Origin of the sequence: Longimycelium tulufanense (assembly GCF_014645795.1) — a bacterium.
In the GTDB taxonomy this organism is placed as follows: Bacteria; Actinomycetota; Actinomycetes; order Mycobacteriales; family Pseudonocardiaceae; genus Longimycelium; species Longimycelium tulufanense.
In genome coordinates this window covers 57,418-71,228 of sequence record NZ_BMMK01000020.1, presented here as the reverse complement: position 1 = coordinate 71,228, position 13,811 = coordinate 57,418, and the positions used below count along the sequence as shown (strand labels likewise).

11 protein-coding genes are annotated in these 13,811 nt (G+C 70.5%); 5 read left to right on the top strand and 6 right to left on the bottom strand.

Annotated elements, in window-relative coordinates; all coding sequences use genetic code 11:
- Window positions 1-56: 56 nt before the first annotated feature.
- Together IEY55_RS19975 and IEY55_RS19970 are read left to right on the top strand one after the other, a co-directional pair.
- Window positions 57-2,597, top strand: a complete 2,541-nt coding sequence (locus IEY55_RS19975; RefSeq protein WP_373290031.1) for a glycosyltransferase — start codon at window positions 57-59, stop codon at window positions 2,595-2,597.
- A complete protein-coding gene (locus IEY55_RS19970; RefSeq protein ID WP_189060021.1) occupies window positions 2,584-3,684 on the top strand; it encodes a glycosyltransferase family 4 protein in 1,101 nt (366 codons plus the stop codon). Before IEY55_RS19975 ends, IEY55_RS19970 begins: the two co-directional genes overlap by 14 nt.
- Before the next feature lie 31 nt (window positions 3,685-3,715).
- Here IEY55_RS19970 and rfbD read toward each other — a convergent pair whose 3' ends face one another.
- A complete protein-coding gene (rfbD, locus tag IEY55_RS19965; RefSeq protein WP_189060020.1) occupies window positions 3,716-4,654 on the bottom strand; it encodes a dTDP-4-dehydrorhamnose reductase in 939 nt (312 codons plus the stop codon).
- Window positions 4,655-4,813: 159 nt separating this feature from the next.
- A complete protein-coding gene (gene rfbB, locus IEY55_RS19960; RefSeq protein ID WP_189060019.1) occupies window positions 4,814-5,800 on the bottom strand; it encodes a dTDP-glucose 4,6-dehydratase in 987 nt (328 codons plus the stop codon).
- Window positions 5,801-6,140: 340 nt separating this feature from the next.
- Here rfbB and IEY55_RS19955 point away from each other — a divergent pair, with 340 nt between their 5' ends.
- The 3 genes from IEY55_RS19955 to IEY55_RS19945 all read left to right on the top strand — a co-directional run bounded on the left by IEY55_RS19955 (window position 6,141) and on the right by IEY55_RS19945 (window position 10,179).
- Window positions 6,141-7,859 (top strand): LCP family protein, encoded by a 1,719-nt coding sequence (locus IEY55_RS19955; protein WP_229686563.1) that lies wholly within the window; start codon window positions 6,141-6,143, stop codon window positions 7,857-7,859.
- A gap of 148 nt (window positions 7,860-8,007) precedes the next feature.
- Entirely contained in the window at window positions 8,008-9,357 is a 1,350-nt protein-coding gene (locus IEY55_RS19950) for an LCP family protein (RefSeq protein ID WP_229686562.1), read from the top strand.
- 75 nt (window positions 9,358-9,432) lie between these two features.
- Window positions 9,433-10,179 (top strand): TIGR03089 family protein, encoded by a 747-nt coding sequence (locus IEY55_RS19945; RefSeq protein ID WP_189060016.1) that lies wholly within the window; start codon window positions 9,433-9,435, stop codon window positions 10,177-10,179.
- Here the strand turns inward: IEY55_RS19945 and IEY55_RS19940 are convergent.
- The 4 genes from IEY55_RS19940 to purE form a co-directional block, all read right to left on the bottom strand.
- On the bottom strand, window positions 10,151-10,591 hold the full coding sequence (locus IEY55_RS19940) for a DoxX family protein (protein WP_189060015.1): 441 nt from the start codon (window positions 10,589-10,591) through the stop codon (window positions 10,151-10,153). The genes IEY55_RS19945 and IEY55_RS19940 overlap by 29 nt on opposite strands.
- 269 nt (window positions 10,592-10,860) lie before the next feature.
- Window positions 10,861-11,718, bottom strand: coding sequence for an alpha/beta fold hydrolase (locus IEY55_RS19935; protein WP_229686561.1), 858 nt, complete (start codon window positions 11,716-11,718; stop codon window positions 10,861-10,863).
- 181 nt (window positions 11,719-11,899) lie between these two features.
- Window positions 11,900-13,063 (bottom strand): acyl-CoA dehydrogenase family protein, encoded by a 1,164-nt coding sequence (locus IEY55_RS19930; RefSeq protein WP_189060013.1) that lies wholly within the window; start codon window positions 13,061-13,063, stop codon window positions 11,900-11,902.
- Window positions 13,064-13,222: 159 nt separating this feature from the next.
- A complete protein-coding gene (gene purE / locus IEY55_RS19925) occupies window positions 13,223-13,699 on the bottom strand; it encodes a 5-(carboxyamino)imidazole ribonucleotide mutase (protein ID WP_189060055.1) in 477 nt (158 codons plus the stop codon).
- Between the last annotated feature and the right edge of the window lie 112 nt (window positions 13,700-13,811).

The following is a 13,811-nucleotide window of genomic DNA, read 5'->3' as shown; positions in this document are numbered from 1 at the left end:
GGCACCGCCCGTGATGAGGCACGCTTATGCACCCAGGAGACGGGAAGGAGTCCGAGGTGCCGGAGGAGGGGGTCCTGCCCCTGGTGTCCGTGGTGGTGGTCAACCACCGCGGCGCCGATGACACGATCACCTGCCTGCGCGCACTGCGCGCCGAGCTGGACTATCCACCGGACCGCCTGCAGCTGACCTGCGTGGACAACGCCTCGGGCAACGACGAGGCCGCCCGCATCCGCGCGGCCGTGCCGGGCGTGGAGCTGGTGGAGTCGCCGGAGAACCTCGGTTTCGCCGGCGGCTGCAACCTCGGTGCCGGGCACGCCCGCGGCGAGGTGCTGGCGTTCCTCAACAACGATGCCCGCCCGCACCCGGACTGGCTGCGGGCGGCGGTCGCGGTGCTGCGGGCCGAGCCCACGGTCGGCGCGGTGGCCAGCAAGGTGCTGGACTGGGAGGGCCGGCACGTCGACTTTGTCGACGGTGGCCTGACCTGGTTCGGCATGGGCTACAAGCGGCACGCGGGCCTGCCGGTCGAGGAGGTGCCCGCCGACCTGGTGGACGCCCCGCGCGACGTGTTGTTCGGCACCGGCTCGGCGTTGCTGGTGCGCAGCGAACTGTTCCGCGAGCTGGGTGGCTTCGACGACAGCTACTTCATGTTCTACGAGGACGTGGACCTGGGCTGGCGGCTGAACCTGCGGGGCTGGCGGGTCCGGTACGAGCCGCGCTCGGTGACCTACCACCGCCACCACGCCTCGATGAGTGAGGTGCACTCGGCCCGCGAGTTCTACCTGTTGGAGCGCAACGCCCTGGCGACGCTCTACAAGAACCTCTCCGACGAGACGTTGTCCCGCGTCCTGCCGGCCGCCCTGGCGTTGGCCGTGCGCCGCGCCACCGCCCGCGGTGACCTGGACGCCACCCAGCTGGAGATCACGCGCCGCCCCGCCGACCGGGCCGCGGACGAGGCACCGGTGCCGGTGCCCCGCGAGGCGCTGGCCGGGGTGCTGGCCATCGACCAGTTCGTCGAGATGCTGCCCGCGCTGGCCGAGGCGCGGCGGGCAGAGCAGGCGGCGCGGGTGCGTTCGGACACCGACCTCGTGCCGTTGATGCGTAAGGCGATGGAGCCGGCCTACCCGTTGCCGCGGTACCTCGCCGCCCACGACGTCCTGGTGGAAGCGTTCGCGCTGGACGAGGTGTTCGGCCGGCCCCGCCGGATCCTGGTGGTGACCGGAGACGCGCTCGGGGAGCAGATGGCCGGTCCGGCAATCCGTGCCTGGCACATGGCTGATGTGCTGTCCGCCGAGCACGATGTGCGGTTGGTGACGGTGAACCCGCGGTGCGCACCCCCGCCGGCGCCGTTCGCGGTCATGCAGAGCCGGCCCCGTGGTCTCGCCGAGCACGTCGACTGGGCGGACGTGATCGTGTTGCAGGGCCACGCCATGGAGATGGCGCCACAGCTCAAGCGGGCCGGCTCGACCAAGATCGTGGTCTGCGACGTCTACGACCCGATGCACCTGGAACTGCTGGAGCAGGGCAAGGACGTACCCGACGAGCAGCGCGTGGCCGACCTGGTCGGCGTCACCAAGGTACTCAACGCGCAGCTCGAGCGCGGTGACTTCTTCCTGTGCGCGTCCCGGCGGCAGCGGCACTTCTGGTTGGGCCACCTGGCCGCGCTGGGCCGGCTGACCCCCTCGCTCTACGACAACGACCCGACGGTGCGCTCGCTGCTGGCGGAGGTCCCGTTCGGGCTGCCGGGCAAGCCCCCGGTGCGCACCGCGCCGGCGATCAAGGGTGTGGTGCCGGGCATTGGTGAGTCCGACAAGGTCGTGTTGTGGGCCGGTGGCGTCTACAGCTGGTTCGACCCGCTGACGTTGGTGCACGCGATCGACCTGCTCCGTGCCGACCACGACGACGTGCGACTGTTCTTCCTGGGGATGAAGCATCCCAATCCCGAGGTGCCGGACATGGACATCGGTGTCCGGACGCGGGCGCTGGCCCGTCGGCTCGGCCTCGTCGGTGAGCACGTGTTCTTCAACGAGGCATGGGTTCCCTACGGGGAGCGGCAGAACTACCTGCTCGACGGCGACTGCGGTGTCACCACGCACTTCGAGCACGTGGAGACCGAGTTCGCGTTCCGCACCCGGGTGTTGGACTACCTGTGGGCGGGCCTGCCGATCGTGACAACCGACGGCGACTCGTTCGCCGATCTCGTGCGTCGGGAACGGCTCGGCGTCGTGGTGCCGCCGGAGGACCCGAGGGCCTTGTCCACAGCGCTGGAAAACGTGCTCTACGACGCGGAGTTCGCCGCTGGCTGCCGGGATCGGATCGCGGTCGTGCGGGAGCGTTTCACTTGGGAGAACGTGCTTTCCCCGCTAGTGGCGTTCTGCCGTGACCCCCGGCCGGCCGCCGACCGGCTGCGCGGGAGCGCACCGCTGGTGCGCACGGCGCCGCTGACACCGGCCGGCCGCCTGCGTCGGGATCTGGGCCTGCTGCGGGAGTATCTCGACCAAGGTGGGCCGACCGAGGTGGCGCGGCGGGCCGCGGGCCGGTTGCGCCGGCTTGCCGGGGAACGGTTGCGAGGCAGCGGTGGTGCGCATGGCACGAAGTAGGCGCCGGGTCCGGGTGCTGGTGGACGGTACCCCGCTGCTGGGGCACCGCACCGGTGTCGGGCGGTACACCGCAGCGCTCACCGAGGAGCTGGCGAGCATGCCCGACATCGATGTACGGGCGGTTGCGTTCACGCTTCGGGGCTGGCGGGCGCTGCGGTCCGTATTGCCGCACCGGTTGCGCGCACGGGGGCTCCCGGCGTCCGCCCGGCTGCTGCGCCGCTCGTGGCTGCGGGCGCCGTTCCCGCCGATCGAGTTGCTCGCCGGGCCCGCGGACGTGGTGCACGCGACCAACTTCGTGCTGCCCCCGTCGGCGCGGGCGCGCGGCGTGTTGACCATCCACGACCTGGCGTTCCTCGACGTACCCAGCGAACTGCCCGAGGCTGAGCGGGACCTGCCGGAGCTCGTGCGACAGTCTGCCCGGCGGGCCCGGGTGATCTGCACGCCGACCCGGGCGGTGGCCGAGGTGGTGATGGACCGCCTCGACGTGCCCGCGGACAAGGTGACGGTGACGCCGCTGGGCGTGGATCCGGCGTGGTTCGCGGCCCGGCCGCCCGGGGACCAGCTTCGGCGAAGGGTGGGGCTGCCGGCGGAGTACCTGCTGTTCGTGGGTGCCGACGGGCCACGGAAGGGTCTGACGAACCTGCTGGCGGCCCACCGCTCCCGGCCCGATCTGCCGCCGCTGGTGCTCGCGGGCCCGGGTGGTCACGCGCAACTCGCCCTGGAGCCCAATCGCGTGCTGCGCACCGGCTACATGTCCGATGTGGACCTTCGTAGCGTTGTCGCGGGCGCGAGGGCCCTCGTTCTTCCCTCCCGGGACGAGGGCTTCGGCCTCCCGGTGCTGGAAGCGCTCGCCTGCAGCGTTCCGGTCGTCTGCTCCGACGTTCCGGCATTGCGCGAGGTGTCGGCCGGCAACGCATTCCATGTCCCGGTAGGGAACCTGGAGGCGTTGGCGGATGCGCTGGGCAAGGCGATGAACGCCCCCAAGGATCCGCAGACACTCGCCGCCTGGCGAGGCAGGGCCGCCGAGTTCACCTGGCACCGCTGCGCCGAAGCCACGGTGGCCGCCTATCGCCGCGCCGCCGGCTGATCCGGCACTCCTGCCGGGAAGGGATCCGTGGTCAGGCGAAGGCACCGCTGGCGAACGCCGCGGAGAGTGCCTCTTGCCAGGACCGTAGCGGGGTGAGTCCCGCGGCCGACCAGGAAGCGTTGGACAACACCGAGTAGGCCGGCCTCGGCGCGGGCAGGGGGAAGTCCGCCGTCGTACACGGCCGCACCCGCTCGGGATCCTTGCCCAGCTCCTGGAAAATTGCCCGCGCGAAACCGAACCAGGTCGTCTCACCGGCATTGGTGCAGTGCACAACGCGTTGTTCCGGCGCCCTGCCCGTCACCACGAGACGGGCCAGCTCGAGCAAACCGGAGGCGAGATCCGCCGTCCAGGTCGGCGATCCGCGCTGATCGTCCACGACGGACAGTATGTCGCGTTCGCCTTCCAGCCGGCAGATGGTCTTCACGAAGTTCTTGCCGTACCGGCCGTAGACCCAGGAGGTGCGCACCACCCAGGACCGATCCCACGTTCCCAGCACTGCGCGCTCTCCGCCGAGCTTGCTCCTGCCGTAGACGGACACCGGGCTGGTCGGACCGGTCGGCTCGTAGGGATGGTCGCTGTCGCCGGCGAAGACGTAGTCGGTGGAGATATGGATCAGCGGAACATTCCGCTCGGCGCACGCCGTGGCGAGCAGCTTCGGCCCCTCGGCGTTCACCGCGAACGCGGTGTCCACATCGGACTCCGCGGCGTCGACGGCGGTGTAGGCCGCGGCGTTGACCACCACGGGACGGGCCCGGGCGTCGCGGGCGCAGGACGCCAACGTGGCCACCGAGTCGCGCACGGCCTCGGGGTCGGTGACGTCCAGCTCGCCCGAGCCCGGTGCGTCCAGGAACTCCACGGCGGGTTCGGAGTCCGCCGCGACGGCGAGGTCCCGCCCGAGCTGGCCCCGGCCACCCGGGACGAGGATCGCCAGCGCCGGTGACGTCCGGTCCGGGACGAGGACGTGCGTCATGGTCAAGCTCCCGTGCTCTTGGCCACGCACCCGCACCGGCCGGCGGGCGCGAATGAGAAAGCGGAAAGCAGTGTGCCGGACGCCCGCCGGCCGGTCAGTGTCGGGCGCCACATCCGCCCGGCCGGACAGCCGGCCGGATCACCGCCGGAAGCGGGCGCCTCAGCCCAGCGCGGCCCGCCGCTTCAGCGGCTCCCACCACTCGCGGTTGGCCCGGTACCACCGGATCGTCCGGGCCAGGCCCTCGTCGAACGACACCTGCGGCCGGTATCCCAGCTCCTGGCTGATCTTGGTGATGTCGACCGAGTAGCGGCGGTCGTGGGCCTTGCGGTCGGGCACCTGCTCCACCATGGACCAGTCGGCGCCCATCGCCTCCAGCAGCCGCCCGGTCAGCTCCTTGTTGGTCAGTTCGGTACCACCGCCGATGTTGTAGATCTCACCGGGACGGCCGCTCTCCGCGACGAGCTGGATACCGCGGCAGTGGTCGTCCACGTGCAGCCAGTCCCGCACGTAGAGGCCATCGCCGTAGAGCGGAACCTTCTTCCCCGTCATGAGGTTCGTCACGAACAGTGGGATGACCTTCTCGGGGAACTGGTACGGCCCGTAGTTGTTCGAGCAGCGCGTGACACAGACGGGCAGGCCGTGGGTGCGGTGGTAGGCGCGCGCGATCAGGTCCGAGGACGCCTTGGACGCCGAGTAGGGGGAGTTCGGCTCCAGGGGGTGCTCCTCCGGCCACGAGCCGTCCTCGATCGAGCCGTACACCTCGTCGGTGGAGACGTGCACGAACCGGCCGGCGCCGGCGTCGAGCGCCGCCTGCAGCAGGGTCTGGGTGCCCACCACGTTGGTCACCACGAACTCGGCCGCGCCCAGGATGGAGCGATCGACGTGGGACTCGGCGGCGAAGTGCACCACCAGGTCCACGCCCGTCATGAGCTTGCCCACCAGCTCCGCGTCGCAGATGTCACCCCGGACCAGGCGTAGCCGCGGGTTGTCGGCAACCGGTGCCAGGTTGGCCTCGTTGCCCGCGTAGGTCAGCTTGTCCAGCACGACCACCTCGGCGTCGGCGTGCCGTGGGTAGGCACCCCCCACAAGCTGACGCACGTAGTGGGAGCCGATGAACCCGGCACCCCCAGTCACCAGAATCCGCATCGCACCTTCCTCGGCCACCCGCGCGGGCTCCCCCGGCCCGCGTGTCGGTCGCAGTGTGTCATGTCAAACGCAACCCTGGCCCCCTGACCGACGTCCCCTCTAGGACGGAAACGCCCGGTTCCGAGGCGTCGGCTGGTTAGCCTGGATGCCCGGTCCGGTGTGCTCGCGCGTCGGTCCGGTGGCAGTCGCCGGGTGGGGCCGACGACATGCCGACCTGGCGTCGGCTACTGCCTGTGTTCGGGAGGTGCGCGTGAACGAACGGCCGCCGCGGCCGGGGGGGACAGGTGGGGTCCCCGGTCGAGGAGCACGCCGTGGGCACATCGGCCGTCCGTCCCCGGGGGTGGGCCGGGGCTCGTCCGCCGACCTGCCGGGGCGGCTGCGGACGCCGCGGCCGCACGCCCGCAGCGGCCAGGTGTCGGCGGCGGGCTCGGTCGCCGGTGAGCCGCGTCGGAGCGCCTCCAGGCCGGCCGGGAACGGCCGGCGCGGTACCTCCCGGACCCGCGAGTCGGGTGCGGGCCGCCCGCCGCGCGGGCAGGCACGCCCTCGGCCCCGGCGGGGTGGCTCGCTACGGGCCGCGCTGACCGCGGGCAAGACCGTGGTCGCCCTGGTCTCGATTGCGGTGATAAGCGTCACAGGTTTTGCCTGGACGAAGTACAACAACCTGACCGACGGGTTGATCACGACCGACGTCATCGCCCGGCGGGAGGGCCCCAAGCCCGCCGACGGCGCCACGGACATCCTGCTCGTCGGCAACGACAGCCGGACGGACGCGCAGGGAAACCCATTGCCCAGCGAGGTCCTGCAGCAGCTGCGGGCCGGGGACAACGACGGCGAGCTGACCGACACCCTGATCCTGGTCCGCATCCCCAACGACGGGCGCAAGGCGGTGGGCATCTCCTTCCCGCGCGACTCCTTCGTCGACATTCCGGGCGGCTACGGCAAGCACAAGATCAACTCGGCCTTCGGCCGGGCGAAGAACGACAAGGTGGCCGAGCTCAAGCAGCAGGGGATGGACGGTCGCGAGGCCGAGCAGAAGGCCAAGGCCGAGGGGAGGCTGGCGCTGATCCGCACGATCGAGAAGCTCACCGGCGCCACGATCGACCACTACGCCGAGGTCAACCTGCTCGGCTTCTACAAGATCACCAAGGCCGTGGGCGGTGTCGACGTGTGCCTGAACCAGCCGACCCGGGACAGCTTCTCCGGGGCGAACTTCCCCGCCGGCCCGCAGACGATCTCCGGTGGCGACGCGCTCGCCTTCGTCCGGCAGCGGCACAACCTGCTCCGCGGCGACCTCGACCGCGTGGTGCGGCAGCAGGTGTTCATGGCCGGGCTGGCCAGAAAGATGCTGTCCACCGGCACGCTGACCGACAGCGGCAAGCTCAACGCGTTGATCGACGCGGTCAAGCAGTCGGTGGTGCTGGACCAGGGCTGGGACGTTCTCGGCTTCGCCCGGCAGATGCAGGGCATCGCCGGCGGCGAGATCTCCTTCCAGACGATCCCGGTCCTTTCCACCGAGTTGCAGACCGCCAGCGACGGCGTGGCCGTCAAGGTCGACCCGGTGCAGGTGCGGGACTTCGTTGCCAGCGCGATCGGGGCCAAGCCAAGGCAGGACCGGTCGGCGGCGGAGGCGCTGGAGGTGAACCCGGCGTCGGTGACCGTCGACGTGCGTAACGGCACGGGCGTTCCGGGATTGGCGGCCCGTGTGCTGGACGCGGTGGGCGCGCAGGGCTTCGGGCGCGGGGACGCGGGCAACGCGGCGAGCCCGCGCTCGGTTTCCGTGGTGCGGTACGCCAAGGGAATGGAGGCCGCCGGTCGCCGGCTGGCCGAGCTGCTCGGTGATCTCCCTTCCGAGCTGGACACGACCCTGCCCCCGAGCCGGGTGCAGGTGTTGCTGGGCACCGACTATTCCGGTCCGGGCAACGGGAGTGGTTTCGCCGGCTCCGGCCTGTTGCGGCCGGACGGCCGTGCGCCTGCCGTTCCACCGTCGCCGTCCCCGGCACCGCAGCCTTCGGAGGAGCAGAAGCCGATCACCGCGAACGGCGTCGTCTGCGTGAACTGAGCCCACACCCTCCACCATGGTGGTGGTTTCCGCTGGTGGTGGTGCTACTCCAGGCAGGCACCCTTTTCTCCCACGACACCCGTCCTGGTTAGCCTCTGCTGATGGGGGAACGCCGGTGGCCGGCCGGCGGCGCGTGAGGAGGACATTCGTGGATGACCGCCCGACGAGGCCGGAGCGGGACGAGACAGCACGGCCCGCGCCGTCGGCGGAGGTGGATTCCGGGCATGCCACGGGTGTCGACGCGGATGGACCGGGCAATGCGCAGGCCCGGGCGGGTGGCCGGGTCCGGCGGGTAGCACGCGCTGCGGGACGCACGCTGCTCGCGTTGACATCCGCGGTTGCGTTGACCGCAACGGGTATCGCGTGGTCGACCGCTGGTCGGTTCAACGAGAACGTGACAACGACCAACGTACTGGACGACATTCCCAACAGCGGTCCGGAGGACGACGGCGCCACGGACATCCTGTTGGTGGGGAACGACAGCCGAACCGACGCGCAGGGCAATCCGTTGCCACAGAGCGTTCTCGAGCTGTTGCGCACCGAGAGCACCGACACGCTCAATACGGATACGCTCATCCTGCTTCGCGTGCCGCACAACGGTGGCCGCGCGCACGCGGTGTCGATTCCCCGGGACACCTACGTGCCGATCCCGAACTACCGCGAGGACAAGATCAACGCCGCCTATGGGGCGACCAAGTTTCGCGTGGCGCAACGGATGCGGGATGCCGGCGAGCGCGACGAGGCCAAGATCGCGACGGGGTCGGACCAGGAGGGCCGGCGAGCTCTGGTGCAGGCCGTGCAGGAGCTGACCGGCAGCCGCGTCGATCATTACGCCGAGGTCAACCTCTACGGTTTCTACCTGCTCACCGAGGCGTTGGGCGGCGTGGAGGTATGTCTCAACCAGGCAACCAGCGACCCGAACTCCGGCGCCAGTTTCCGTGCCGGGAACCAGACCATCTCCGGCGGGGATGCGCTCGCTTTCGTCCGGCAGCGGCACGGGTTGCCCCGCGGTGATCTCGACCGGATCGTGCGGCAGCAGGCGTTCATGGCATCCGCCGCGAACAGGGTGCTGTCGTCGGGCACCTTGACCGACCGGGGCAAGCTCGACGGCCTGTTGCAGGCGGCGCAGAAGTCGGTTGTGATCGACGAGCGTTGGGACGTGTTGCGGTTCGCGCAGCGGATGCAGGAGATCGCGGGCGGGAGCGTTCGGTTCGTCACCATCCCGGTCGAGGCCGTGGGCGCCCGGAACGAGCGCGGCCAGAACATCATCACCGTCGACCGGGAGAAGGTGCACCGGTTCGTGGCCGGCCTCGCCCGCGGTGCGGCTGCTGAGCCGGCTCGGCCCGGCGCGTCGACGTCCTCGCCCGCTGCGGCACCGGGCACTGACCGACTGACGGGTCCTCGGGCGTTCCGCCCGGAGGGCGAGCCCGTGCCGAAGTCCCCCGCGCCACCGGCCGGGGAACCCATCACGACCGGCGGCGTGCCCTGCGTGAACTGACGGCGTTGCTCCTTGCTCGACCGAGCAAGCTAAGTTGTGCGCGGCCGCCCGTGCGAGACGAGGAGCGTTGCTGGGATGAGCGTCACCGAGGGGCTGTTGGGGCCGGTGCTGCGGAGCGAGCCCGGTCGACCCCTGATCACGCACTATGACGACGCCACCGGCGCACGGATCGAGCTGTCCTGGGCAACGACCGCCAACTGGGCCGCCAAGACCGCGAACTGGCTGGTGGACGAGTTGGACGTCGAGCCGGGAGGCACGGTGGCGGTGCTGCTGCCGGCGCACTGGCAGACGGTGGGCGTGTTGCTCGGGGCGTGGTGGTGCGGTGCCGAGGTCACGATGGATCCGGCGGGCGCCGCGGTCGCTTTCGTGCCGCCCACGGGCGCGGCACCCGGCGCCGAGCTGGTTGCCGCGGTGTCGTTGGACGCGATGGGCCGCGGGTTGTCCGGGCCGCCGGCCGGGATGGTCGACTACATCTCCTCCGCGCGGGTGCATGGCGACACGTTCCAGCCGTTGTTCCCCGTCCAGGGTGATACTGCCGCGCTCGATGGATCCACTGTGGACGAAGTGATTGCGTCTTCCCGCAAGCGTGCAACCAATCTTGGGTTGGACAGCAACGAGCGCGTCTTGTCCACTATGGACTGGGACACCCCGGAGAACCTGCTCGACGGATTGCTCGCGGTACTGGCGGCCAGCGCATCGTTGGTCCAGGTGAACCATCCGGACCCCGCGGCGCTGCCCGCCAGGGCAACCAACGAGCGGGTCACCGCCACGTTGGGCGTGACGGTGCCCGGGATCAGGCAGTTGTCGGCTCCGTGCTGTTGACGGTGAACCACCGGCGGAACAACACCCGGTCGAGGCTGAACCGGCCGCCGTTGAACCCGAGGGCCAGCGCGGTCACCGCCAGCACGAGCACGTACTCGTAGCCCTGGGGCAGGAACAGCCCGCCCTCGAGGTGCACGAGGAACAGCGCGCCGAGCATGTTGGCCGCCAGGAGCACGCCGGCCAGCGGGAGCAGCAGGCCGGCGATCAGGGCCGCGCCACCGACCAGCTCGACGAGCGCGGCGAACCAGGCGGACAGCGCCGGCATCGGGATTTCCATGCCTTCGAAGGCGGTCGTCACGTTGTCCATGCCCTTGTTGGCGAGCTTGTCCCACCCGTGGGCGATGAAGACGGCGCCCAGCGCGACCCGGGCGAGCAGCAGGACAAGGTCACGAACGGGTTCCGGCAACCGCATGGTCATCTCCTCCGGATCTGCGCGGCGGCAGTGATGGCGTTGGTCGGGTGGAAGGCCGTGCTCGGAGAGCGAGAGATGCGCAACGTTGCGGTGGCATGCAACCGCAAGCGGGACGCATGGCACAAGCCTGCCTATCATTGAATGAAATCTCAACTAATGACCCGTGGCGCTGGTCACTGATCAGCGTTCAAGGTGGCAGTGCCCTCGGAGGGACGCCGTGGTGGGGCGCTTGCGGCGCCACCACCACGGCGTGGACCAGGAAATTGTTCCTACGCCACGTGCTGCCGGGTGTGTGCGAGCACGAGGTCGGTGACCTTCTTGTGCACTGCTCGCGGCAGGCTGTGCCCCAGGCCGTCGATCAGCTCGAGCACGGCGCCCGGGATCAACTGCGCGAGGTACCGGCCATAGCCGGTCGGATAGAACGGGTCCTCGGTGCCCTGGATGATCAGCGTCGGCGTGATCAACCCGCGCAGATCATCACCACCTCGCTCCAGGGGGATGGAAGCGAGCCGAATGTGCCCCGTAGCGGGGAGGAACGTCCCGGCGTGCGCGATCACCCGCTCCTCCAGGCGCCGGTACTCCGCTTCGTCGAACGGCAGGACGGTGCCGTGCAGCGCCCGCCACAACGCGACGCGTCGATCCACTTCGGACTCGTGGTCCCCGCCCGGTGTGCTCAGCGCGAGCATTGCCTCCAACCGCTCCGCGTCCGGCGGTGTGTCGTCCACCGTGCCCATGTCCAGCGCACCGGTCAGGGCGAGCGTCAGCGAGCGGAGCCGGTCGGCGTGGTCGACAGCCAGGAGCTGACCGATCAGCCCACCCATCGACATCCCCATGACGTGGGCCGACCGGACATCGTGGGCGTCGAGCACGGCCAGGGCGTCGCGCGCCAGGTCCGCCATCTCGTAGGTCGCGTCCGCGGGCGGAATGTGGGTGGACCGCCCGGTGTCCCGGTGGTCGTATCGGATCACCCGGTGTCCACCCTGGACGAGCAGCTCGACGAACTCGTCCGGCCAGCCCATGGCCGACGCGTTCGCCCCCATGATGAGCAGCAGCGGAGGCGCACCTGGTTCGCCCAGCGCCTCACTCCAGATGTCCACGTCACCGACGTGGACGATCTTCTCGGCCACGAAACACCCCCAGTGTTCGCTTGTTTTCCGTCGTGCCGCCAACATGCTGCCGGCTCCCGGGTGCAAAGCCCGGGAGCCGGCAGGTAAGCAGCATAGGTCAGACCGTGCAGACGACGGACGGCTCATCGGCGGCCCGATCTTTGGCTGCCAACGCCTCCAGGCCCTCGGCACGATCGGTGATCTAGGCCCTGAGCAGGGCGCGGGACATGACGACGCGCTGGATCTGGTTGGTGCCCTCGTAGATCTGGGTGATCTTGGCGTCCCGCATCATCCGCTCGACCGGGAAGTCCCGCGTGTAGCCGGCGCCGCCGAACAGCTGCACCGCCTGGGTGGTCACCTCCATGGCCACGTCCGAGGCGAAACACTTGGCCGCGGCCGAGATGAAGCCGAGGTTCGGCTCGCCGCGCTCGGCCCGGGCCGCCGCGACGTAGACCATGTGCCGCGCGGCCTCCACCCGCATCGCCATGTCGGCGAGCATGAACTGCACGCCCTGGAAGTCGGCGACGGCCCTGCCGAACTGCTTGCGGTCCTTGACGTAGGCGATCGCGGCGTCCAGCGCACCCTGTGCGATGCCCACCGCCTGCGCGCCGATGGTCGGCCGGGTGTGGTCCAGGGTGGCGAGCGCCGTCCTCAGGCCGGTGCCCGGCTCACCGATGATGCGGTCGACGGGGATGGTGCAGTCCTGGAAGTAGATCTCCCGGGTCGGCGAGCCCTTGATGCCGAGCTTGCGCTCCTTCGGGCCGATCTCGAAACCCGGGTCGTCCCTGTGCACCACGAACGCGGAGATGCCCTGGGATGGCTTGGCCGCGTCCGGGTCGGTGACCGCCATCACGGTGTACCAGGCCGACTCACCGGCGTTGGTGATCCAGCACTTGGTGCCGTTGAGCACCCAGTGGTCGCCGTCCAGCCGGGCGCGGGTGCGCATGGCGGCGGTGTCCGAGCCGGCCTCGCGCTCGCTGAGCGCGTAGGAGGCCATCGCCTCACCGCCGGCGATCGTCGGCAGCACCTGCTTCTTCAGCTCCTCGGCGGCCGAGAGCAGGATCGGCACGGTGCCGAGCTTGTTCACCGCGGGGATGAGCGAGGACGATCCGCAGACCCGGGCGACCTCCTCGATGACGATGCAGGTGGCGACCGAGTCGGCGCCCTGGCCGCCGTAGACCTCGGGCACGTGCACCGCAGCGAAGCCGGCCTTCACCAGGGCATCGTGTGCCTCGGTGGGGAAGCGCTCCTCCTCGTCGACCGCGGCCGCGTGCGGCGCGATCTCCTTCTCGGCGAGCGCACGAACCGCCTCCCGCAGCGCCTCGTGTTCCTCGGCCAGCTGGTAGGTGCCGAAGCTCGGGTCCACCGTTGTTACCTCCGGGTAGCCGAATCGCTGCCCGCGATGTTAGCCCTCGTTCACATCGAACGGACGTGTGCCCTGCATCGCATCGGCCCGCACCACCCCGGCGTAGATCGCCCGAACGGGGGCGCGACCATTGCGGCGTCGGTGCCGGCTCCCTGGGCCTCAGCCCTGCGCCAGTCGGCTGCGGAGGGCCGCGTCCTTCTCCAGAACCAGCTGCTCCAGGTCGGCCTGGAACGTCGCCATCCGCTCACGTAGCGCGGAATCCGTGGCAGCGAGCATGCGCACCGCGAGCAAGCCGGCGTTCCGTGCTCCACCAACGGAGACCGTCGCCACGGGAACGCCCGCCGGCATCTGCACGATCGACAGCAGCGAGTCCATCCCGTCGAGGTGCTTCAGCGGCACCGGCACACCGATCACCGGCAGCACGGTGGCCGACGCCACCATGCCGGGCAGGTGCGCTGCTCCCCCGGCCCCGGCGATGATCACGCGCAGCCCGCGGCCGGCCGCATCCCGCGCGTAGTCCAGCATCCGCTGCGGCGTCCGGTGCGCGGAGACGACGCTCACCTCGTGGGGGACGTCGAACTCGGCCAGCACGAGAGCCGCCGCCTCCATCACCGGCCAGTCGGAGTCACTGCCCATGATCACGCCGACCAGCGGGTTGTCCGCCACGCGCTACCCCTTTCGTTGTCGCCCCACGACCGCGGGGCCTGCCGACCGTGCCCGAGACGCGTGTCCGAGGCGCGCCCGGGGC